This is a genomic window from Photobacterium sp. WH77, assembly GCF_022014395.1.
Lineage (GTDB): Bacteria > Pseudomonadota > Gammaproteobacteria > Enterobacterales > Vibrionaceae > Photobacterium > Photobacterium arenosum.
Map to the genome: position 1 here is coordinate 18175 of NZ_JAKLTE010000028.1, position 20717 is coordinate 38891.

The window sequence follows — 20717 nt, forward strand, 5'->3', positions numbered from 1 at the left end:
CTAATTCCTGAATGTTGACAGGTCTTCACAGACTTGGCGAAATGCATGAATAAACCGCATAGCATCGCTTTCGCTCAGGTTGAGCGGAGGCTGAATACGCATAACACGGTTACTGTTTGCCGTCATGAACGTCAGAATCTGATGCTCTTTTGCCAGCTTTGTCACAACACGCAGCACAAACATATCCTCGAGACTTTTCTCAATATCCTCAACAGCCGAATCAATGTGTTGTTTGGCTTTGTCTGAAATCTGATGGTAAGTCCCGGCGGCATCCCACATAAAGCGATGTGCCAACTCCTCAACTGTGGCGGCTATACTGCCGGAAAAAGAGTGCTCAAACTCAATACCCAGCATGAGTCCTTTTCCTCTTACCGCTTTGATGAAGGGATATTCACTGGCTATATCGTCAAGCGCTTGTTTGAGCATCACACCTGTTGTGCTTGCTCTGATTGTAAGCTGCTCTTTTTCAATAATGTCCAGTGTTGCAATAGCCGCAGTCGCGGCCAGATTGCCACCACCAAAAGTGGAGGTATGAAGTGCAAAACGATCGGTGCTGCCGTAGGCGGCATCCCAGACACGGGAAGCGGACAGTGTCGCGCCAATCGGCACCATGCCACCGGACAACGATTTAGACAGAACTAAGATATCAGGACAGACGTTATCCCACTCGCAGCAAAACATTTTACCGGTGCGCCCCAGTCCGGTCTGAATCTCATCCAATATCAGTAAACAACCATAGTCATCACACAGCTTGCGTACTGCTTCGAGATAACCGCCAGGGGGTAAAATGACCCCTCCCTCTCCCTGAATTGGCTCCAGGATAAAAGCTGCGATATCGCCTTTTGCCAGTGCCACTTCCAGTGCCGCTATATCGCCAAATGGCACTGAATGGCATTGTGTAAGCAAAGGCTCGAATGGTTTTCTGTGTTTTTCTCGCCCTGTCACAGACAATGCACCCAGCGTTTTACCATGGTAACCATTTTCACAGTACAGCATCTGCGATTTATCCGATGCCGCCAAGGCCAGCTTTATCGCTGCTTCAACCGCTTCAGTACCGGAATTACTCAAAAAGACTCGGGACAAATCACCCGGCGCCAAAGCAGCCAGCTGTTCTGCCAGCAAAGAGGCCTGATACGGCATAGACACGTACTGAATAAAGGTTGGTTGCTGAGACACCAGGTAATTGGTCATTGCCTCGGTAATGGAAGGATGGTTATGGCCGACATTGACACAGCCGTAACCGGACACAAAGTCCAGATATTCAGCGCCTGACGTATCAGTCAGGATCGCTCCCTGGCCTTTAACAAACACCCGCTCTAAATGATGATGTTCATAAAATCGGGCCATTTCCGGATTAATATACTGCGCAAAACGCGATCTCGTCTGGTTTAATGTCAGCTCACTCCGTTCAGCCAAAACGCCGACATTTATGTTACGCGAATGATGAAACTGCCTGACTGCCGACCAGTGCTGCTTGGTCACTTTGCGCCCAAGGCTGGCAATCGGCGTCGGAAAAAAGCCATGACGCTGAGCAATTTCACCAATTTCGAGTACGCGCTTACTGTCTAGCTCCCTACCGATAGAAAAGGCTTCAGCCCGACCTTCCAATGCCAGTATCAGGGTTTCAGCCAAACAGCCGTTCATAAACATTTTGGGGTCAAATTCAGGCTGAACGCCCCCAAATGAAACCTCTTCACTGGCAGAAATCAGCCCGCCGTCAATCAACAGCAAGTCGCTCCTGGGCGATGCCTGTTCCATCACATCACGCGGTAAAGCAACATCCACCACAACTGAGCCTGGCAGCAGCCGGGCAGGATCAATCACGCCACCTGACGAAGTAGCTGCAACATAAAAAAGCATATTCTGATAACAGGACGACAAATCATTGGTCAGGATGACTTGTCGGTGGTACTGCTCCGGCAGGTAAGCAAGCAAATGTGCCGGTGAAGATTCCCGGTGACGGTGGACCAAACGCAGTCGCACTCCATGTGGCAACAGCAAGCGTGCAATCACTAATGCAATGGAACCCGGATATCCGACAATAGCGACCTCAGCACCATCTTCACTGACCTCCAACTCTGCCAATGCATCCAATACATTTTTATAAGCGACATACGCTGTCAGAGAATTACCTGTTGTAACCGGTAGCTTTGCCCGTTTCGCTGTCTGCATGCCACGCTGCCCGACTATGCCGGTAAAGCCGCCCAGTCCGACCAACTCTGCGCCTTCCTGCTGTAACTGATGGATCCCTTCAACGACTCTGTCAGTCATCACCTGAGGCTGACTCAGCATTTCTTCAGCAGTAAGTGGCATGTAGTGAACAATACCGCTGCATTGCGCCCCCGTAGCACTAACCACCCGCTCAAATCGTGTAAAGGGAACCACATTTTCTTTCTGCCAGTTTTCAGGCGAAAAACCATAAGCCTGCTCCCGGCTCATCCGGCCAAACATATCCATCAGTTTCGCATGCCGTTTGAGCGGCACGGACGTTGGGTGGGCAATAAAACCAAATTTCACTATCAAATCCTTATGCTACGTTTATTCGATGCCATGCCGCTTCCGACAACAGGCTTAATCCATCACCGTCTGAGTTATGAGCGAGTACCACATCAATGAAATGCAGGCCGTGCTGCTTGGTTAACCGAGCCTGACATTGCTCTGGATCAAAACGCTCCCACCGCTCACGAACAATCGGAGGGCAGTCCAGAGAATACCGCCCCTCCAAACGGCCGCTCTGCGATACATCATGCGTCTGTAACAAAGAAACCTGTCTGGTATTACTGCTCGCACTGCGATTATCAAGATAGGAACGAATCATAGACAGCACCCCGTTACACAAATAGAAAACGGTAATACTGATTTGATCCCGATGAGGGTTTTGCGCAAGTGCAGCCTGTGTCTGGCGTTCTATGTCCGGCACTAATGCTCGTGCCCCGTCTCCGATAAACGCCAGAATGGGAAGTTTGGACGTTCGCGCCAGGTAAGGCAGAGCCATCAATGCATCCCCCATGAGCGCCCTGCCATACCAACCTGAAAACCCTTTATCTGTCTTCGGCAAATTACGAATCGCACTCATTCCGCAGCGACCAACATCGTACACTCCCAAGTATCGATATCCGTCCTGAACAATCTTCTGATGTAACAAGGAGCCCAGGGAGGCAAAGAAAAAGTTTGGAGACATAGGAAGCTGCGACAGCCAATCCGATGGCATGGTTTCAGGTTCTGCCTGCACCCTGTCTAACTCAGACTGCCGGAAATCCAGCACCTCTGAATCAACATCCAGTCTGGTATAAACTGACTCTAAGAATGGCAGCAATGCACTGACAACACCTAGATCGGTAAAGGGCGAAATATGCTCTTGCTTCCTGTTCACCTGAACAATGTGGCACTTGTTTTTCAATTTACCGGGTGAAAGAGGAGAAGCCGCTTGATCAACTTTGCTCTTCAGAAAGAAGAGGCTTTGGGAGGCCGGGTCAGCTAGTTGTTGTTCCTGATGCAGATAACGGAAGACTTTACGGTTAAAGCCGTACACAGAGAATGTTCCTACATAGTTATCTACAGGCTGCTGCTGGTAGTAATCACACACTGAACCGGGAGACACCATTGAATCGGCTAAAGCAATACCGGCCTTACGGGCAATCCGGTAGACCAAATCACGCTCATGATCGGTCAAATGACTGCATTGCCAGAGAATACGTCGCTTAGAATGATTCAACAGATTCATGACTTCTGCCAGCCGGTCCGGTTCAACGTTTGATCTTGCCACAGGCAGCAAACATTGTTCGGGGGCAGGTACTAAGCCCTCTTTCAAAACACACTCCAGCATCTGCTGGGTGGCAATCACGAATACCGGACCGGGTTGCGTCTGCTGAATACGGGCAACCTCAGCCAGTCGATCCGCCAGCGTCGATTTATCGTTCAGGTAAACACAGGGAATTCCTTTGGCTGCCAGTGTCTCACGCCCATCATAATCGCAGTGCATTGTCCCCTGAAACGGAAACCAGCTCGTATCAGGACTGTCAGCACACAATATGATACCTGGTGCATTTGCACGTTTTAGATTGTATAAGGTCCCGCGAAATTCATCGATCATACCTGACGTAATTGCAATGACATAACCACGCTGAGACAACTGCCAGCCACAAAGTGCCGACACAGCCAGACTGTGTTCATTGGGCCCGCTTTCACATAACGTGGCAGAATTTTCGGATAACCGGAACATTGAGTCGATAAACCCAGAGATCATGGAACCTGTGTAATAGTGAAAATCCCAGCGATCCGGAAAGTTCAGTGACATAAAGCGATGGATAAATCGCGCCGTGGTAGAAACGGTTGGGGTGGCTGCCAGGGTTCTTGCCAGCAATTTATTAATATAAGCGCTGTCCAGATGATCCATCAGGGTTTTCAGAATCTGCATTTCCCAGATCAAAGGCGCTTCTTGCTGAATGCTCAAGGCCACCATACCGGGTGAACGCCCTTCAGCCATTGACAGATCCGGTAATGACAGCAGAAATGAATAAGATGAAACTCTGCCAGGGTTACACTCAAGAACCGACCAAAAGTGTTGGCATAGTGTTTGCCCACTTTCAGACGAAAGCAAAATGTCATCCGCAATGATCACATCTATCGGGGAAGAATCCGCCGCCATGAGTGCAGTCCTGGCTTCCTCTGCTGAGCAAAATTCACAGATATGAAAAGAAAACTGATGGTGTTCCTCTGCGTCTCTGAGGTAATGTTTAGCCTGACTCAACAAGTGATTAAATATTTCTTCCTGCGGCAGGTTGACCCCGGAATGCCATTTGGCAAGCTGTCCGTTTTCCGCGGCCATAGCTGAATGTAACTTGTCGATCGCATGCCGTACCCCGTTACGAACTTCGGCAGAGCGGGCTATCACACAAATCCCTATGTTTCGATGCACTTGAACTCTCCTCACTCAGATTAAAATGCACTGGCTTCCACTCTTCCCGATACAATCAGCAAAGCCTGCAATAAAAAGAAATAACCGTAAGGCATTTCTACGCTATCCTGACGGTTCGCAGCAGTGGCATAACAGCAACCAGAAAAGCGAATACCCTCTGTGTTACCGGTGACACAATCACTCGCCAGAACAGAGTCCAACATGGCAACTGCTCTGTCCTTCCATTCGCCAACGCCCCCCATCACCTGGTGCATTTTCAAATAAGCCACCACGCTAATCAGGCTTGCAGAGGCATCTGGCAATAACACACTGTCCTGAGCTGTATTGAACGGAATAGATACACCAAAACGCTGCCACCAGCGCTCGCAGCAATGCTGAGCTTTTTCCTGATAGGTTTCTGGGTCATACAATGCAGCTGTTGCCATTGCTAATACTCCCCAGCTTTGTCCTCTTGGCCATTCCCCACTGATACCTTCCGGATGCCAAGCGTTTCGAAATAAGCTATGGGTATAAAAATCACCTTTGGCTGTCATTAATTGGCTCACCATTAACTTGGTATGCGCCATAGGCATAGACTGCCAGTCAGCATGCCGGCCCATTTCAATCAGCGCCGCGCAGGGATCAATGGTTATTCTGTTATTGCCAGCCTCCCCGCCCCCCATCGCTGTTCCTAAAGGAAAGCCTTCCCAGTGTGCGAATGTTGCCGACAATTGACTCTGACACTCAGTCAACAGGGTTTCGGCCTCGCTATCATTGGTTAGCCGGGCAACCGGGCCAAAGCCATACCAAGCATTCATTGCTCTGAATACTGAGTCGGCATTCAGTCCCTGTGCTATCTGATTCCAACGGCGACGCCCCCGGTTTTGCAAGGTGTCAGAATCCGTCGCGTACCCGGCCAGCCATAAACAGCCAGACCAAAACCCTGCGATCCAAGAGCCACGAGATGACATCACCCACTCATTACCGGTTTTGCGGAAAAGTGGAAACTGCCCTTCTGATTGCAAATCAGTTGTCAGTATGTGCGCCGCCAACCCGGAGATAATTTCAGCCCTTGTCATATGAGATACTGCCATCACTGTGTGCACCCTGCTTTTGTTACCGACGCCCGTAAGCGCTTGGCTGCCCATATGCATGAAATGAGACACGCCAGCAAAAGTCCGACCCCTGCATATAAAGAACCTGCCAGCAGGACGACCCCTTGAAACAGCAGAGAGCCCGTTGCAATGCCACCGAAAAACGCCATTGACACTTTTCCTGACGCTACTGGCACTTCACCAAAACCCGGATACTTGATGATCATTGCCATGGCGACTGAGTTCGTCGCCACCAAGGTTCCGCCTATCCCTGCGACACCTGCGTAAATCATCCACAGGTGTTCGGTACCGGCACCAAAAGTAACCACCAGAGCTATAGCCGCTATGGCATACAGCACAATCAGTAAATCAGACTCGTGGCGTAACCTGCTGGCTAGCGGCGTAAGTACAAGGCGGGATAAAATACCCATCAGCCCAAACAATGTGATTAAAAATGCCGCCTGCCGGGCAGACATGCCACTTTGAGAAGCAAAAGCAGGTACCTGAGTAATGAAGGCTGCCAGTGTGATCCCTACGCTTGCCTGCATTTGCATAACATAAAGTAACCAGGCGCGGTTCGCTTCGCCTCTGGCAGGTGGCGGTGCGGCATGGACTTTGGGTTTCCAATTTCGCCCAGCGGCAAGAAATGCCATTAGCAGACACAGAGGAATAACGAAAGCAAACGCGGTACGCCATCCCCACAATGAGGCAGCCAAAGATAAAACGGAGCCGGCAGCCAGTGCCGATAGTTGAACACCGGACTGCTTCACTCCAACCATGAAAGCTTTACGCGCAGGGGGGACCTGAAGTGCAATCGCCTGATTAGTGACAGGGTTCGCCAATGCCTGCGACACACCGCATACCGCAATCGCTATTAACATCCCGAACCAATGTTCAAAGAGCACTAACGCGGCAAAAGACACCCCTGTTAACAAAAACAAAGCAGTGGCTGAGCGTCGCAATCCCCACTTCCTTACCCAGCGACCCGCCTGCGCAGACAATAGCGCGGCCACGCCAAAAGCTGCCAGTGTAAACATGCCTAACAGCTCGGCATTAATATGTTCATCAGCCAGCATTAATGGCGCAAGCGCACCACTGGCATACAAAATGAGCATGGGTAAAGCCATTGCCATTAGCAGCGTAAGCAGTAAGGTATAGTCTGTTTTCGCTTCTATCTGAGGCGCGAATTGAGCCTGAGAGGAATTGGGGGATTCACGCATATTATCTCTCCCTGCTAACCTGGGACGCTTCCGACTGTTCAGGTTGTGGCAAACTGGCTAACCACTTAGTGATAGACGGTTTATCAACTTTACCGGCCGGACTTAGCGGTAACTGACTAAAGTGACTTAAGAATTCTGGCCACTTATGTTTTTCAAGACCTTGCTGGTGTAAATACTGGGTAACGTCATTCAGAGAAAGTGGTGATGTACCCTGCTGTAATGACAGACAAATGCAAACGCGTTGACCCAGGTCATGATCAGGAACAGCGACGCAGGAAGCGCTGACAACATTCGGATGTTGTGTCATCAGTTTTTCTATCTGGGCAGGACTGATATTCACACCACCGCGAATGATCACATCTTTCTTGCGCCCCATCAGATTCAGGTAACCGTCACTGTCTATACAGCCCAGATCGCCGGTATAGACCCAGCCTTGCTGATCCCGATAAGTTTCATCCAGCACTGGCGAGTTAACATACTGCATCGGCGTAATGGGGCCACGCGCTGCAATTTCGCCGATCTCACCCTGTTCCAGCGGCTGATGGTGATCGTCAACAACCCGGATTTCACAGATTGATGGATCCGGCTTACCAACGGTTGCCGCAACCTTTTCCCTGCTATCGGTCAACGCATTAAAGCAATTCACTCCATCTGCCGAACCGTACAGGTTAATGAACTGGCAGCCAAAAGCCTCATAACACCGGTTAATCGTGGCTTCATCGATCAATGCGCCGCCGCTCACTAAGGCGACAAGATCCCTCAAATCGAGCGCAGCCAAACGATCATCGGATGCCAAGCGCTGAAACATAGTCGGCACGCCCAGAACATGAGTCGGCCTGAACATGCGAATCGCGTCAATCGCTGCATCTACGGAGAATTTAGGCAGAATAATGACAGTACCGCCAAGTAAGGCCATCACACACGAACTGGCTGTCGAACCAAAAGCCGACCCCAGAGGCATCAGGTAAAGCGGGGCGAATCGTGGTTTCCCGTCCGACAGTAATGCCATAAACCGCCCTCTGCCGCCCAACAGCGCATTGTGCGAATAAGCCACCAGTTTGGGTTCAGATTCAGTACCTGACGACACCAAAAAGCGAACAGGATCATCCGGCGACAGTGCCGGGCATTCAGGCAAAGCGCTAGCATTCAGTAAATCAGCAAAATCGCACCAGCCCTGACGCTGTTCACCTACGGTAATGAGCAAACGCAATGACAACAACAATGGCCGCAGAGTCTCCAGCATTGCGCAAACATCTTCACCTTCCGAGTGATGTTCTACGATAATAGCTCTGGCCTGGCATCGCTTGAGTATGGACTCAATATCCAGCTTGCCCCTTCCTGGCGGGATGGGACACACCACCACACCAATCGCGGCCGCGGCCATGTCAATCACCAGTGATCGCCAGCTATTGCCCAATTGGTAAACCAGCACATCTCCCTTCACCATTCCGGCCTGCGCCAATCCATTTGCGACTTTGAGACTGTGCTGATAGATCTCCTCAAATCGATGGCTTCCTTCACTGGAACACACTGCAATAGCATCCGGCTGTCGCCTGGCCTGCTGGGTGAAAGCATCAAAAACAGTGATGTCCGGATAAGCACCTTCAGCTTTCCACTGTGTACGTACTTGTGTAGGAACCAGATTGATAATGCCTGCAGAATTCATTGCGGCCTCCATAATGAGCTTAACTGGGTAAACGCCCGGGTTGTCAGGAAAGGTTCGGTTTCATTAGCAGATGAGAGGGACGCTAACTCGATGTAATCGCTATGCATCAAAGAACTGCAGTCGCAGGCATCACCTTGTAATGCCGGTTCGGTCAGCAGAGTGGCTGCACCGAGCAATGAGCTTTCGGCGTATATGCCAGATTGCCCCTTCACTCGACAGTACAACGCCATTACCGCAGCCTGAGCGGCCAGAATACCGCCAAAAACATCCGTAGCCGTAAAAAGCGTCCCTCCCGGAATACCCGAGTGCCGGCTAATCACATCGGCCAGTCCCGAATAGGCCTGAGCCATAAAGTCAGTACCGGGTATCTGGATTGTGCTGTCCATTTGCCCCCAGCCTCCTGCATAGACATACACAAGATCAGGGTTAGCTTTACTCAGTTCAGTCATGTCCAGACGGAGCTCTGCTGCCTTGCCGGGCGCCCAGTTGTGAATGAACATATCGGCATCACCAGATAATGCAGTCACCTGTGCCCGGCCCGCTTCTGACTTGATATCGACTTCAATCACCTGCTTGTTACCGTTCAGTGCCGAAAAGCGGGCCGAACAATCATCGGCAAGCGGAGGCATACCGCGTAACGGGTCTCCTCCTAAAGGTTCAATGCGCGTCACACTTGCTCCAAGCGCTGCCAGAATGTAACCGGCCAGCGGCCCCTGAATCCGACGGCAGGATTCCACTATGCTGATACCTGATAAAGGAAGCCCTCCGGGCTCAGTACTGAAAGGCAGAGGACAAACAGAATCAGACTGCTGAAACATGAAATGCCATGGCCCCTGAGACAACAGGGCCTCGACATCGTCATCCTCTCTCCGCGCTTGCAAAGAGCGCACTGCCGTAATTGCAACTCCCTCTTTTATTGCTACTTTTTCCAAATCACTAAAATCGTGTTCAGCTAACAGTGATGGCATCGCCGGAGGTAACGGGGCAATAGCCTTGGCATAGCGCTGCATAAACGCATGCCAACCTTGGCTGACATCTTTCGGAGCCGCGCCCAGGGACAGCCAGAATGCCTGCCAGCGCTGCGGTGACAAGGATTCCAGCTCAAACAAAACACCGTCTTTAGATGTGAACGGTGGTCGAACAGAGGGATCCGACTGGCCACTGGAAAAACACTCGGGATCAGAGGCTGTTGTAGCCCCGGCCATATATTGTCCTACCGCTAACAGGCCTGCTTGTCGCAAATCAAAAACAGTTTGATCGCAAGTCATCCCACGATGCTTCCCGGTCAGGCCAGCAAATAATTGCTGCACAACCAGAGATGCACCCGCGATGGAAATATAATCGACCCCTAACGTCACCTGACGATCCAGAGAGCGTGAATGAACCGAAGCCAAACCGGTTAATACCTGTAACGCCCCCTCACCACACACCTCACCGTCTACAATCGGCGTTGTAACCATAACAGTGAATGCAATGCCATCCTGCTCACTCAGTGCCAGATGCAATTCATTCGGGGCCGTTTCGTTATTTCGATCCTCGAACCGAATTCCCAGCTTCACCGCCTGAGAATAAAGCGCCTGAATAAAAGGGGAAAATGCGTCACTGGCCTGACTGAAATTACCCGTCAGGTTTAACGATTGAAAATATGCTGATTTCGACATGACTTTTCACTCTGCATTATTGAAGACTGATTAAAAGCCCGGAACATTAACCGCCAGCGACGGCTGGAAGAATAGTAATGGCATCACCGGCCGAGACAGCAGTATTCAGCCCTTCACCAAAACGAATATCCTCATCATTGACATATAAATTAATGAAGCCATGGACTTGCTCATTTTCAACTAAACGAGCTTTAATGCCGGGAAAGTCGACGTCCAGATTTTCGATCACTGTTTTAACGCTGTTACCTGACGATGTGACGGTTTTCTGATCATTTGTCAAAACGCGAAGAATAGTTGGAATATGAATAGTGACAGACATGAGTTTTCCTTATTGAATAATCTTAATGTTTTCTTCAACCGGACGTCCTTCCAGATACCTGAAACTTCGGACTTCCAGATACGAATCAGGGGAGGTCGAAACAATGACATGGTGAGTATGTGGCGTAAGAGAAAAGGCCAAATCTTCACGGCTGGGATAGGCCCGCGAGCCAGAGTGAGAGTGATACAGCACAATAGGCTCACTACCTTCCTCTTCCATCTGACGCCAGACCTGAAGCTGTTGTTTAGAATCAAAGCGGAAATACACTTCAGATTCAGCGATATTGCGCATAGGGATGACCGCCGATGGGATATCGTTGCCTGCCGGACCAACGATTAACCCGCAGGCCTCGAGAGGATGCTCCTGCCGCGCATGTGCAACGATGGCGTCAATTTGAGACTGAGTCAGTACTAACATCCAGATATCCTCAGTAACTTGCCATAGTTGGATCAACCTGCTGAATCCAATTCAGAATGCCGCCTTCGAGGTTTTTCAGATCCTCAAAGCCTTGTTCTTGTAATGCCAGCAGCGCTTTACGTGAACGTCCACCCATTTTGCAGTACAGGATCACCGGCAGCTGTCGATCGAGCTGGGATAAGCCTTTACCGCTGATGATGTCTCGTTGGGGAATACTGACAGAACTCGGTATATGGCAAATTTCGCGCTCACCCGGCTCTCGGACGTCAACCAGCTGAAAGGTCGCTTTCTGCTCAAGAATACGCGCTAAATCTAACGGCGCTATTTGCGGAACAGCGACATCAGAAACTGTGTTATTCAAGCCGCACAGCATCTGATAATCACTCAGAGCATGAATGGGCTTACGATTAGGTGCTTTGCGCAATGGCAGGGTGCGATAGGTCATGTCCAACGCATCATAAACCATCAGGCGACCAAGCAGACTGGTACCTGCTCCTGTGATCAGTTTGATGGCTTCCGTTGCCATGACACTACCAATTGCCGCACAAAGCACGCCAAGTACACCTCCCTCAGAACAAGACGGCGCATGTTCAGGTGGCGGTGGTGCAGGATACAGATCGCGATAATTCAGCCCCTGCCCTTCAGGCGCGTCTTCCCAAAAAACCGATGCCTGACCTTCAAACCGAAAAATGGATCCCCACACATAAGGTTTCTTTGCTAATACGCAAGCATCATTCACTAAATAACGGGTTGAAAAATTATCTGTGCCATCCAGAATCAAATCATACTGACTAATAATCAACAGAGCATTTTCCGGTTCCAGTCGCTCATAGTGACAAATCACTTCAATGAATGGGTTAATATTTTCAACCGCATTTCGTGCACTGTCCGCTTTATTCTTACCTACATCAGAAATACCGTGAATAATTTGTCGCTGCAGGTTTGATTCTTCAACATCATCAAAATCAATAATACCCAAGGTTCCAACCCCAGCGGCGGCCAAATAAAGCAACGCAGGAGAACCAAGTCCACCGGCTCCAATCACCAGCACTTTGGCATTCTTTAGCCGACACTGACCGATATATCCAATATCTGGTAACAATAAATGACGACTATATCTCTCTTTTTCTTCTCTCAACAGATTTGGAGCAGGTTCTACTATTGGTAATAGTTTCATATCTAACCCTCTGAAATTTTCCGGCCTTTACTTTTGAAGACCAACTCATTTTCACTTTGTATTAAAGAGAAGAAGGGAAATAAAAAATATCAAACGGCGAGCTTTTTTCTATCAAATGACGAACACCCGCTTATTTGTTCGCAATTTGATATCGGTTTGTTCTGCATTTTATATCGCAAATAGTTACAGCCCCTATAGTGATGCAAGTATTTCGTTGCGGAGAAAAATAATGAAACGGCATCACATCATCGGGCTAGGGGTATTGCCAGTCACCTGTCTCAATGCTCAAGATCAAATCCCCCACACAGCACCTGATGACATTATTGTCGTTGAAGCAAAATACTGGCCAGAATCCGGACAGGATATACCCGCCACGCGCCACTTTATTCCGTCAGAAAGTATTGCCACACCTGCCCAGGAAAATATAGAGCGCCTCAGCCAGTATGCTGCCAATACCATTGTCGAGAATTCTTCCGTCCAGCCCAGGGTTGTCATCCGCGGTCAGTCATCACTGGATACGGGTTTGAGCAGCCCTGTAGGTTATATGATTGACGATGTATCTTTGCCTCTGGGTATCCGGCAAGCCCCGGATTTTCTGGGTATCGACTATATTGACCTCATCAAAGGCGCTCAGGGCAGTTATTACGGCAGAAATTCTGAATCCGGAGTAATCAAAGTACATAGCCTCACTCCCGGTCGCGAGATGTCCGGCTGGGGAGCATACAGCTATCTTCAGTCTAAAGGAGGCGAAAGCAGTGCGCCTGGCCATCAGATTGAAGCTGGTATCCAAGGAGGCTCAGAAACGATTGCAGGAATACTGGCAGTCCGTTCACTAGATGCAGAAAGCCCCTACTATAACCAGTTCAGACAATCCAGTAATGAAAACGAATTAACTCGCCTCCATGTAATGGCAGGAATGACTTACGCACCCAATGCACAAACGGCCATACAAGTGCGCAGCCGGTGGCAAGACAGTGATGATGGCAGAGCCACAATGCGTTATCTGACAGGCCCGCTGGCAACCGAGCGATTCGTCGTAAATCAAAATACGCTCTCAGATGAAAACGAAACCACATCCGTGCATTCACTGCGTATCGACCACGATTTCGGCCCAATGGCGCTAACGGCTATCACCGGTTATACCGATTATTTGCAAGATTTCATTATTGATCCGGACACAGGCCCCGCACCGATAGCCGCCACGACCTCATACCTTCACGACATTTCTGTTTCTCAGGAGATCCGCATTGCCGGCACTCAGGCTTCTGGCTTGCAGTGGGCAGCGGGAACCTACTTATTTCAGCAGGACACACACGTTGATTTCACTATGGGCTTTTCAGGTCTTGCCCGTGATACCTTAATCGAACATAGAGGGATCGCTGGTTTTGGTCATCTGCAAATACCGCTCACGCCTGCACTCAGCTTGACTGCAGGTTTGCGGGTAGAGCATTCAGAGCAGGAAGGCGCAATGTCAGGCGTTAGCCCGCAAAATGTAACTCAGACGCTGGACGATACACAGTGGTTACCCAATCTGATCAGCCATTACCGGTTTTCGCCACAACAACTGGCCTATCTCAGCTGGTCCACCGGCTATCTGCCCGGCGGGTTTAATTACAGCTCTGCTCTGTCAGATGACAATTTCACCTATGATGCGGAATACACCAACAGCTTTGAAGCTGGCTATCAGAGTGACTGGCTAGATCACGACCTGCACATAGAAGCTGCCCTCTTCTATAACCAGATCCGAGATAAACAGATGCTCGACATTTTGCCTGGCATGGTTCAGAAAATTACAAATGCCGCTGAAGCGGATATTTATGGTTTAGAAATGCTGGCTGACTGGCAGTTCAACTCGCTCTGGTCCGTCAGAACACAAGTCGGCCTGCAGCATGGTGAAGGCCAGCAAACCAGTAATAATGCTTCAGGGCAGACAACAAACGACCTGCCATACACACCCGATTACACTTGGTCTGTCGGCCTCAGGTATTCGCCGTTACCCACGCTGGATACTGAGCTTGCGGTCAGGGGCAGCGACACCTATTTCTTCGACAGCCAAAACACCCTCAAACAGGATGCTTATGAAGTGGTCGACTTCAGTGCCACCTATCTGTTGAGCCCGGTTACGCTGACCTTTGCTGTCAATAACCTCTTTGATGAGGAAATCTTCAGCCGCGCTGTCAACACACCTGCGGGCGCCATTGTCGAAGACACTCAGCCGCGCACATTTTCAATTACCGCTAACTATCAATGGTGAGCCAGTCATGATGACTTCACTTTGCGGCACCCCAGAGCAGCATGCACTATTTTCATCCCTGTTAGGGCCTGTACGCTGGCAGGTGCTGGAGTTTGCTTTTTCACACCGCTTATTTGACCATTTTGAACAAAGCAATTCTGTTGAAATCGTCGCGCAGCAACGCCACTGGGATCCTGAGCGGCTTGAATTATTACTGAACGCCTTAGTTGCCATGGAGTTGGTGAGTAAATCTGCTTGCGGTTACAGGTTAAATACGCAATATCGCCCCTATCTGCTCAGTCATTCTGCACAGTACCTTGGCGACACCCTCACTCACCTTGCCCGCGTGAAGTCAATCTCACCTGCCACTATTAATGATTTACTCCAATTCCCGCACCGGTCTGCTACAGAACTGAACATGCGAAATACGCAGTTCTGGCAGCAGGCGACTACCGGTTTACAAGCTTTCCAGCGCAGTGTTCGCAACCCGATCCTTCTTCCTGTTTTGAGCACACTGCAAGGCTGGGATACAGGCTTAACAATTCTGGATTTTGGTGCAGGGTCTATCCAGCTCGCTGAAGATATTCTGAACTGTTCTCCACAATGTGAAATCACAATCTTTGATCTGCCACCTTGCTGTGAGCTCCTTCAGCAACAGGTCTTGCCAGAAAGTAAGCTGGCCTCTGCAATCAGATTTCTGCCAGGGGACATGAATGAGGCTAACTTCGGAGTGGGTTATCAACTCATTATCGCCGCCATGTCCCTCTACTTTGCCAACGATCTCAACCAGTGCATTAACCAGCTTTGGCAGGCTCTGGAGCCAGGCGGAACTTTCATCAGCTTTCATGAGTCGCTCAATACGGCGCGCACACAGCCCGCTTTTCACATACTGGGGCGCTTACCTGCCGAACTAGCCAATGGGCCACTTTCACTAGAGGCCGGGCAAGTTGAAGCCGCACTGGAAGCCAATACACCAGCAAACCTGCGATCTCTTCCACTACAAACACCTTTTGGTGAAATGACTTTGATCATTGCAGAAAAATCCATCAACGCATAATTAGAGAGGGTAAACATGTTATTAAATAAAGACTATCTTCGTCAGTCTGTGATTGGAGATCAATGGCCGGTACACACTCCTTTCGGCATCAAACCCCTTGTGTACGCCGATCACACAGCCTCTGGCCGTAGTCTGTCTTTAATTGAGCAATTTATTCAGGATCAAGTGATGCCATTTTATGGCAACACCCATACTGAAACCTCGCTTACTGGCAGGCAGACCACCTTCCTGCGCGAGCAAAGCCGGCGTATTATCCGTAAAGCCTTAAATGCTTCTGAAGAACAGCACGTGATTTTCACAGGGTCTGGTGCCACCAGCGCCATCAATCGTTTTATACACCTGCTGGATTTACCTCGGTATCAAGAACATAAACCTGTTGTGTTTATTGGCGGGTATGAGCATCACTCTAACGATCTTCCCTGGCGTGAAGCGAATGTCAAACTGGTACGCATACCGCTAAATGCAGCAGGCGATCTCGATCTGGATGCATTACGTGAGCAACTTACCTGTCACCAGTCGTCTCCGCTATTAATCGGTTCATTCTCTGCAGCATCCAATGTCACCGGAATAAAAACCGATGTAAAAGCAGTAACGGCATTACTCAAATCATTCGGTGCTCTGGCTTGCTGGGATTTCGCAGCCGCTGCACCTTATGTGCCCATTGATATGCAAGCCATTCCTATGGATGCTGTTTTTATCTCTCCTCATAAGTTTTTGGGTGGCCCGGGCACCCCGGGATTACTGGTCGTTCGTCGAGGCTGCTTTCAACAACGGCTTCCGGGGCTGAATGGCGGTGGTACGGTTTCTTATGTTAATGCAGACATGCACCATTATGTTGAGGACATTGAACGACGGGAAGAAGGCGGAACACCGGCAATTATTGAATCCATCCGTGCTGGCCTGGTCTTCAAAATCCAGCAACAAATCGGGCTGGACTACATTGAACAGAGAGAAAAAGAATTGGTCGAACAGGCATTTACCTGTTGGGCATCTATCCCGAAGCTGGACATGCTTGGCAGCCAATCATTAGAACGTCTCGCTATCTTTTCCTTTAACATCAAACAGATGCATTATGGTGTCGTTGTAGCCATGCTCAATGACTTATTTGGCATCCAGGCTCGTGGTGGGTGTTCTTGTGCTGGCCCATACGCGCATCACCTCTTGGGCATTTCATCTTCTGAAGCTGAGCAAAACCGGCAGAAACTACAAGCTGGAGACACTCAAAGCCGACCCGGGTGGGTGAGGTTAAACTTACACTATTTGTTTGATCAAAAAACCGTCGACTATATCCTTGAGGCCGTGTCAGTTATCGCGAACCAAGGCCACTTACTCCTGCCCTATTATCATTACCACCAAGATAAAGGTGTCTGGCTTTATCAGCATCATCAGCCTCAGCTGACAGCTTCACTGGATCATTTCGACACTTATTCGGATAACAGCTTCAGCCCACCCGAATCAATGAGCGATGCCATGAGCAATGCTAAGTCACTGTTTGAGCAACTGCGTAATACCCCCGCCCACCGTCTGCACAGTAATGATGCAACTGTACCTTAGCAGTCCGATTCAACAGGCTGTATTTCCGGGTGAGAACGCTCTCACCCCGTGACTATGCCCGCGACACCAAATGATAAGACAGGATTGAGTCAGATTGATATGAATCACAAGGCACAATGACTAAGTCCGGGCCGTAGTGCGATTTCATCCTGCGTTTGGGCTGTGTTCAAAAACCCGTATATAGTTATTCCAATAAGGGATGGCCGTTGCCGGGAATGGTAAGATGATCAATGTTCAAATTTGCCTTTTTGCATACAACCTGGAGGAAAGCATTGCCAGCTGTATTGAAAGCGTCATGGAAAACTGCGGCAGTTATCAGTATGAACTGTTTGTCATGATAAACGGCTGTACCGATCAGACATATGACATTGTGTCTGGTATCGCTGATACAAACTCCAATCTTCACCCGGTTTTGATTGAGATAGGTGACAAGTCAAACGCCTGGAATACGTTTATCTATCAATATTATGATGGCCATTCAGTCGCCGTTTTTGCCGATGGCGATCTGACATTTGGTAACAACGCCTTTAAACATATTGTTGACTGCCACATCTCACAGCCACACTACAATGCCATTACAGGCTTTCCTTATGATCAGGGAAGAAGCAGTAAACAGATGCAAAACAGAATGCAGCAGAATCATGACCTGGCTGGTGGTTTATACCTGCTTTCCCCTTTATTTATTTGGGCATTAACAAACAGCCACGTCAAATTGCCCGTCGGATTGATCGGTGACGACAGCATGCTGGGATTTCTCTCAGCAACCAATATTTGCAGCGGTACTGATTTACCCAAACAACGCATTGGTGTGTGCGTCAAAGCCGTGTTCATCTACTCCCACCTCAGCCCGTTACGCTGGCAGGACTACAAGCTTTATTTCAGACGCCGGGTTCGCTACTCGCTGCGTTACTTTCAACAACTCAGTATTGTCAGTGATCTCAAACAGCAGGGTATTTCCGCCATGCCGGCGGCTGCCATTCATGGCACGTCTGCATCCCTGCATCAGGTGCGCTGGCGAAGCAGTAATCTGATTTTTGACCTGATATCAAAATGGATGATCGACAGACAAAAAATGCGATTACACCCGGAGTCAGATAATACCAGCAAGTCTCTCAGCTAGCCGTCGGTTTACCGCGCAATGAACTGCTGGCCAGCTTCTGCACCATCCGCTCACAGTCCATATTCCATATCTATGCTTCTCAGTGATGAACCACTATCACTCTCTTGTCGCATTGCAGCCCCTGACATGCTGTCAGAGTCAGCTCTCCCTGATGGTGCGTAAGATCGATCTGACGGCCATTAAACGGCTGGTGATTGACATACCAGAATACCTCAGACGGTTTTTTGTTACTTTTCAGTGCAATCGAGTCTATTTGTGACAGGTAATAGTGCTGACCATTGTTGACAGACAAAATCCTGATCCCCGCCTCTGGCTGCTTCTGCTCAGATGACGCTTGTTCAGAGAGCCCCTGACTCATCATATGCTGCTGTTGCAGCCATACACTCAGCGCCTCGGGCCATCTATCCGTCACCACAAAGTCACCATCACTTTCCAGAGTAGGCGGCGTCAGACCATTACGGGTATAGGCATATTTCTGATACGCGCAGCTGGCGTCCGCTGATACTGATTTGGCCCGGCCTCCGGGCCAGCAGATCAACTGGCGCTTCACCGTTGCCGGCTGGTGTACCCGACTGGCGTCCTCGGGTAACTGATCAAATACATCAAACATAATCGGTGCTGCCTGAGTTGCGCCGAGATAACCGACAACAGGCGATGAATCCGGGCGGCCGACCCACACCGCCACTGTGTAATCGGCGCTGACGCCGACCGACCAGAAATCGCGGTATCCATAACTTGTGCCTGTTTTCCAGGCAACTTCACGACGCACCCGCGGTACCACCCGGTCCGACGCGCTGATCGCACTCAGGGTGTTAAATACCATCCAGCTGCTTTCAGCACTCAACAGCGTTTTATCGGGCTCTGGCATCGCCTGATGTGCAGGCACCACCATATTCAGCGTTCTGAACTTCCCCTCTGTGGCCAGAGAACGATACATTTCAGCCAGTGTCAGCAGGTTGGTTCCCGTCCCGCCTAATCCAACCGTCAGGTTGGCCTGATGGTGTTGTAACTGCACCCCCACCTGACGTAAGCCCTGCTCGAAAACAGCAGGCGTCAGCGCATTAAACACCTGAATCAAAGGTACATTCAGCGATTGTTTCAGCGCCTCACTCACACTGATGGCGCCCTGAAACCGCTCATTCAAATTCTGCGGCTTGTAATCAGAAAAACGGGTTGGGATATCACTCAGCAGACTTTCGGTATGAATAACGCCGCGATCTATCGCCATACCATAGATAAAGGGCTTGAGTGTGGAACCTGGAGACCGGACAGCCTGAATCATGTCGACATGGGCAAAGCGGCTATTATCCTGAAAATCCACCGAGCCCTGATACGCGAGCACATTGGCTGTTTGGTTATCCACCACCAATACAGCCGCGGAGGAATGCGCAGGCAACTGGCGCTTCACTTTGGTCAGTAAGCGGGCGACCCGCTGTTGAATAACACCGTCCAGCGTTGTCTGGATAATATGCCTGTCCGGATACTGCTCCCTGAGCATACGACTGAGCAAAGCGGCCAGCGTTGTGTTGTGCGAACGTCTCAGTTCAACCGCTTCCTGTTTTAAATGCTGTGTCGCCTTATCACTTAGCAATCCGCTGCCGTACAGACGATCCAACACTTTATTTCGCATGGATTGCGCTGTGTCCGGGTATCGGTCAGGCCGGTACAGCGACGGCTTTTGCGGCAAGACCACCAGTAAAGCGGCTTCGTTCTTCGTCAGGTGCCCGGCCGTAGTATTGAAATACCGCCGGGAGGCGGCCTCAACACCGGCGATATTGCCGCCAAAAGGCGCCAGGTTCAGGTAAAAAGTGAGTATCTCGTCTTTACTGTAATACCACTCAAGCTGTAAAGCCCGCCAGAGCTGTTTCAGCTTGCCGGTAATCGATCGTGCATGAGGATCAATCAACCTGGCCACTTGCATGGTCAGCGTGGATCCGCCAGACACAACGTAACCATTGCTGGCCCACTGCCAGGCGGCCCGGACAACGGACACAGGGTTAACACCCGGATGCCAGTAAAACCAGCGATCTTCATAATTGAGCAGTGCCTGAATATAGAAAGGATCAACATCGGCCAGTGTGACGTTGTAACGATGAACTCCCTGCCGATCCCCAAATGAGCGCAGTATCTCGCCATCCCTGCTAACGACGACTGTCGCAGGGCCATCCGGGTACAGAGGAGGCAAAGGCCACAAGCTGTTCAGCACAAATACTGCCAGCCAAAAGAAAACGAGCAACCCTGCCATTTTCACTGGCAGAGTGGCTCGCAGATTGAGCAATAATCGTTTCATCAGAAATGATTA

At 50.0% G+C, this 20717-nt stretch carries 14 protein-coding genes; 4 read left to right on the forward strand and 10 right to left on the reverse strand.

Annotation, left to right across the window (positions count from 1 at the left end):
* Genes L6J37_RS21455 through moeB form a run of 9 tightly spaced genes read right to left on the reverse strand, consistent with a single transcriptional unit; the run spans position 1 to position 12451 of the window.
* Positions 1–2517, reverse strand: a complete 2517-nt coding sequence (locus L6J37_RS21455) for an aminotransferase class III-fold pyridoxal phosphate-dependent enzyme (RefSeq protein ID WP_237796303.1) — start codon at positions 2515–2517, stop codon at positions 1–3.
* Between the two features lie 10 nt (positions 2518–2527).
* Complete coding sequence (locus L6J37_RS19675; protein ID WP_237796304.1) at positions 2528–4918, reverse strand: hypothetical protein; 2391 nt, start codon at positions 4916–4918, stop codon at positions 2528–2530.
* Between the two features lie 20 nt (positions 4919–4938).
* Entirely contained in the window at positions 4939–5991 is a 1053-nt protein-coding gene (locus L6J37_RS19680) for a hypothetical protein (RefSeq protein WP_192016408.1), read from the reverse strand.
* Entirely contained in the window at positions 5991–7211 is a 1221-nt protein-coding gene (locus tag L6J37_RS19685) for an MFS transporter (protein ID WP_237796305.1), read from the reverse strand. Before L6J37_RS19685 ends, L6J37_RS19680 begins: the two co-directional genes overlap by 1 nt.
* 1 nt (position 7212) lies before the next feature.
* Positions 7213–8877, reverse strand: coding sequence for a class I adenylate-forming enzyme family protein (locus L6J37_RS19690; RefSeq protein WP_237796307.1), 1665 nt, complete (start codon positions 8875–8877; stop codon positions 7213–7215).
* Positions 8874–10538 (reverse strand): CoA transferase, encoded by a 1665-nt coding sequence (locus tag L6J37_RS19695; protein ID WP_192016405.1) that lies wholly within the window; start codon positions 10536–10538, stop codon positions 8874–8876. Before L6J37_RS19695 ends, L6J37_RS19690 begins: the two co-directional genes overlap by 4 nt.
* Positions 10539–10584: 46 nt before the next feature.
* The gene (locus L6J37_RS19700; RefSeq protein ID WP_192016404.1) at positions 10585–10857 is read right to left on the reverse strand and encodes a MoaD/ThiS family protein; all 273 of its coding nucleotides are present in this window, start codon (positions 10855–10857) and stop codon (positions 10585–10587) included.
* A 9-nt stretch (positions 10858–10866) separates the two neighbouring features.
* A complete protein-coding gene (locus tag L6J37_RS19705) occupies positions 10867–11274 on the reverse strand; it encodes a Mov34/MPN/PAD-1 family protein (RefSeq protein WP_237796309.1) in 408 nt (135 codons plus the stop codon).
* A gap of 10 nt (positions 11275–11284) precedes the next feature.
* Positions 11285–12451 carry a molybdopterin-synthase adenylyltransferase MoeB gene (moeB, locus tag L6J37_RS19710; protein ID WP_237796311.1) on the reverse strand — a complete coding sequence of 389 codons (1167 nt, stop codon included), beginning with the start codon at positions 12449–12451 and terminating at the stop codon, positions 11285–11287.
* Positions 12452–12680: 229 nt separating this feature from the next.
* Between moeB and L6J37_RS19715 the strand changes: the two genes are divergently transcribed.
* From L6J37_RS19715 to L6J37_RS19730, 4 genes are all read left to right on the forward strand, one after another.
* Entirely contained in the window at positions 12681–14705 is a 2025-nt protein-coding gene (locus L6J37_RS19715) for a TonB-dependent receptor (RefSeq protein ID WP_237796313.1), read from the forward strand.
* Positions 14706–14712: 7 nt separating this feature from the next.
* Positions 14713–15741 carry a class I SAM-dependent methyltransferase gene (locus tag L6J37_RS19720; RefSeq protein ID WP_237796315.1) on the forward strand — a complete coding sequence of 343 codons (1029 nt, stop codon included), beginning with the start codon at positions 14713–14715 and terminating at the stop codon, positions 15739–15741.
* 15 nt (positions 15742–15756) lie between these two features.
* Positions 15757–17295 (forward strand): aminotransferase class V-fold PLP-dependent enzyme, encoded by a 1539-nt coding sequence (locus L6J37_RS19725; RefSeq protein WP_237796316.1) that lies wholly within the window; start codon positions 15757–15759, stop codon positions 17293–17295.
* A gap of 223 nt (positions 17296–17518) precedes the next feature.
* A complete protein-coding gene (locus tag L6J37_RS19730; protein WP_192016398.1) occupies positions 17519–18415 on the forward strand; it encodes a glycosyltransferase family A protein in 897 nt (298 codons plus the stop codon).
* 79 nt (positions 18416–18494) lie between these two features.
* Here the strand turns inward: L6J37_RS19730 and pbpC are convergent, their stop codons facing one another.
* Positions 18495–20705 (reverse strand): penicillin-binding protein 1C, encoded by a 2211-nt coding sequence (pbpC, locus tag L6J37_RS19735; RefSeq protein ID WP_237796317.1) that lies wholly within the window; start codon positions 20703–20705, stop codon positions 18495–18497.
* Positions 20706–20717: the final 12 nt, after the last annotated feature.

What these genes read in the sequence shown, in the direction of transcription:
- L6J37_RS19680 (WP_192016408.1), bottom strand. Translation starts at nt 5,991, where the DNA reads ATGGCAGTATCTCATATGACAAGGGCTGAAATTATCTCCGGGTTGGCG.
- L6J37_RS19685 (WP_237796305.1), bottom strand. Translation starts at nt 7,211, where the DNA reads ATGCGTGAATCCCCCAATTCCTCTCAGGCTCAATTCGCGCCTCAGATA.
- L6J37_RS19690 (WP_237796307.1), bottom strand. Translation starts at nt 8,877, where the DNA reads ATGAATTCTGCAGGCATTATCAATCTGGTTCCTACACAAGTACGTACA.
- L6J37_RS19695 (WP_192016405.1), bottom strand. Translation starts at nt 10,538, where the DNA reads ATGTCGAAATCAGCATATTTTCAATCGTTAAACCTGACGGGTAATTTC.
- L6J37_RS19700 (WP_192016404.1), bottom strand. Translation starts at nt 10,857, where the DNA reads ATGTCTGTCACTATTCATATTCCAACTATTCTTCGCGTTTTGACAAAT.
- L6J37_RS19705 (WP_237796309.1), bottom strand. Translation starts at nt 11,274, where the DNA reads ATGTTAGTACTGACTCAGTCTCAAATTGACGCCATCGTTGCACATGCG.
- moeB (WP_237796311.1), bottom strand. Translation starts at nt 12,451, where the DNA reads ATGAAACTATTACCAATAGTAGAACCTGCTCCAAATCTGTTGAGAGAA.
- L6J37_RS19715 (WP_237796313.1), top strand. Translation starts at nt 12,681, where the DNA reads ATGAAACGGCATCACATCATCGGGCTAGGGGTATTGCCAGTCACCTGT.
- L6J37_RS19720 (WP_237796315.1), top strand. Translation starts at nt 14,713, where the DNA reads ATGATGACTTCACTTTGCGGCACCCCAGAGCAGCATGCACTATTTTCA.
- L6J37_RS19725 (WP_237796316.1), top strand. Translation starts at nt 15,757, where the DNA reads ATGTTATTAAATAAAGACTATCTTCGTCAGTCTGTGATTGGAGATCAA.
- L6J37_RS19730 (WP_192016398.1), top strand. Translation starts at nt 17,519, where the DNA reads ATGATCAATGTTCAAATTTGCCTTTTTGCATACAACCTGGAGGAAAGC.
- pbpC (WP_237796317.1), bottom strand. Translation starts at nt 20,705, where the DNA reads ATGAAACGATTATTGCTCAATCTGCGAGCCACTCTGCCAGTGAAAATG.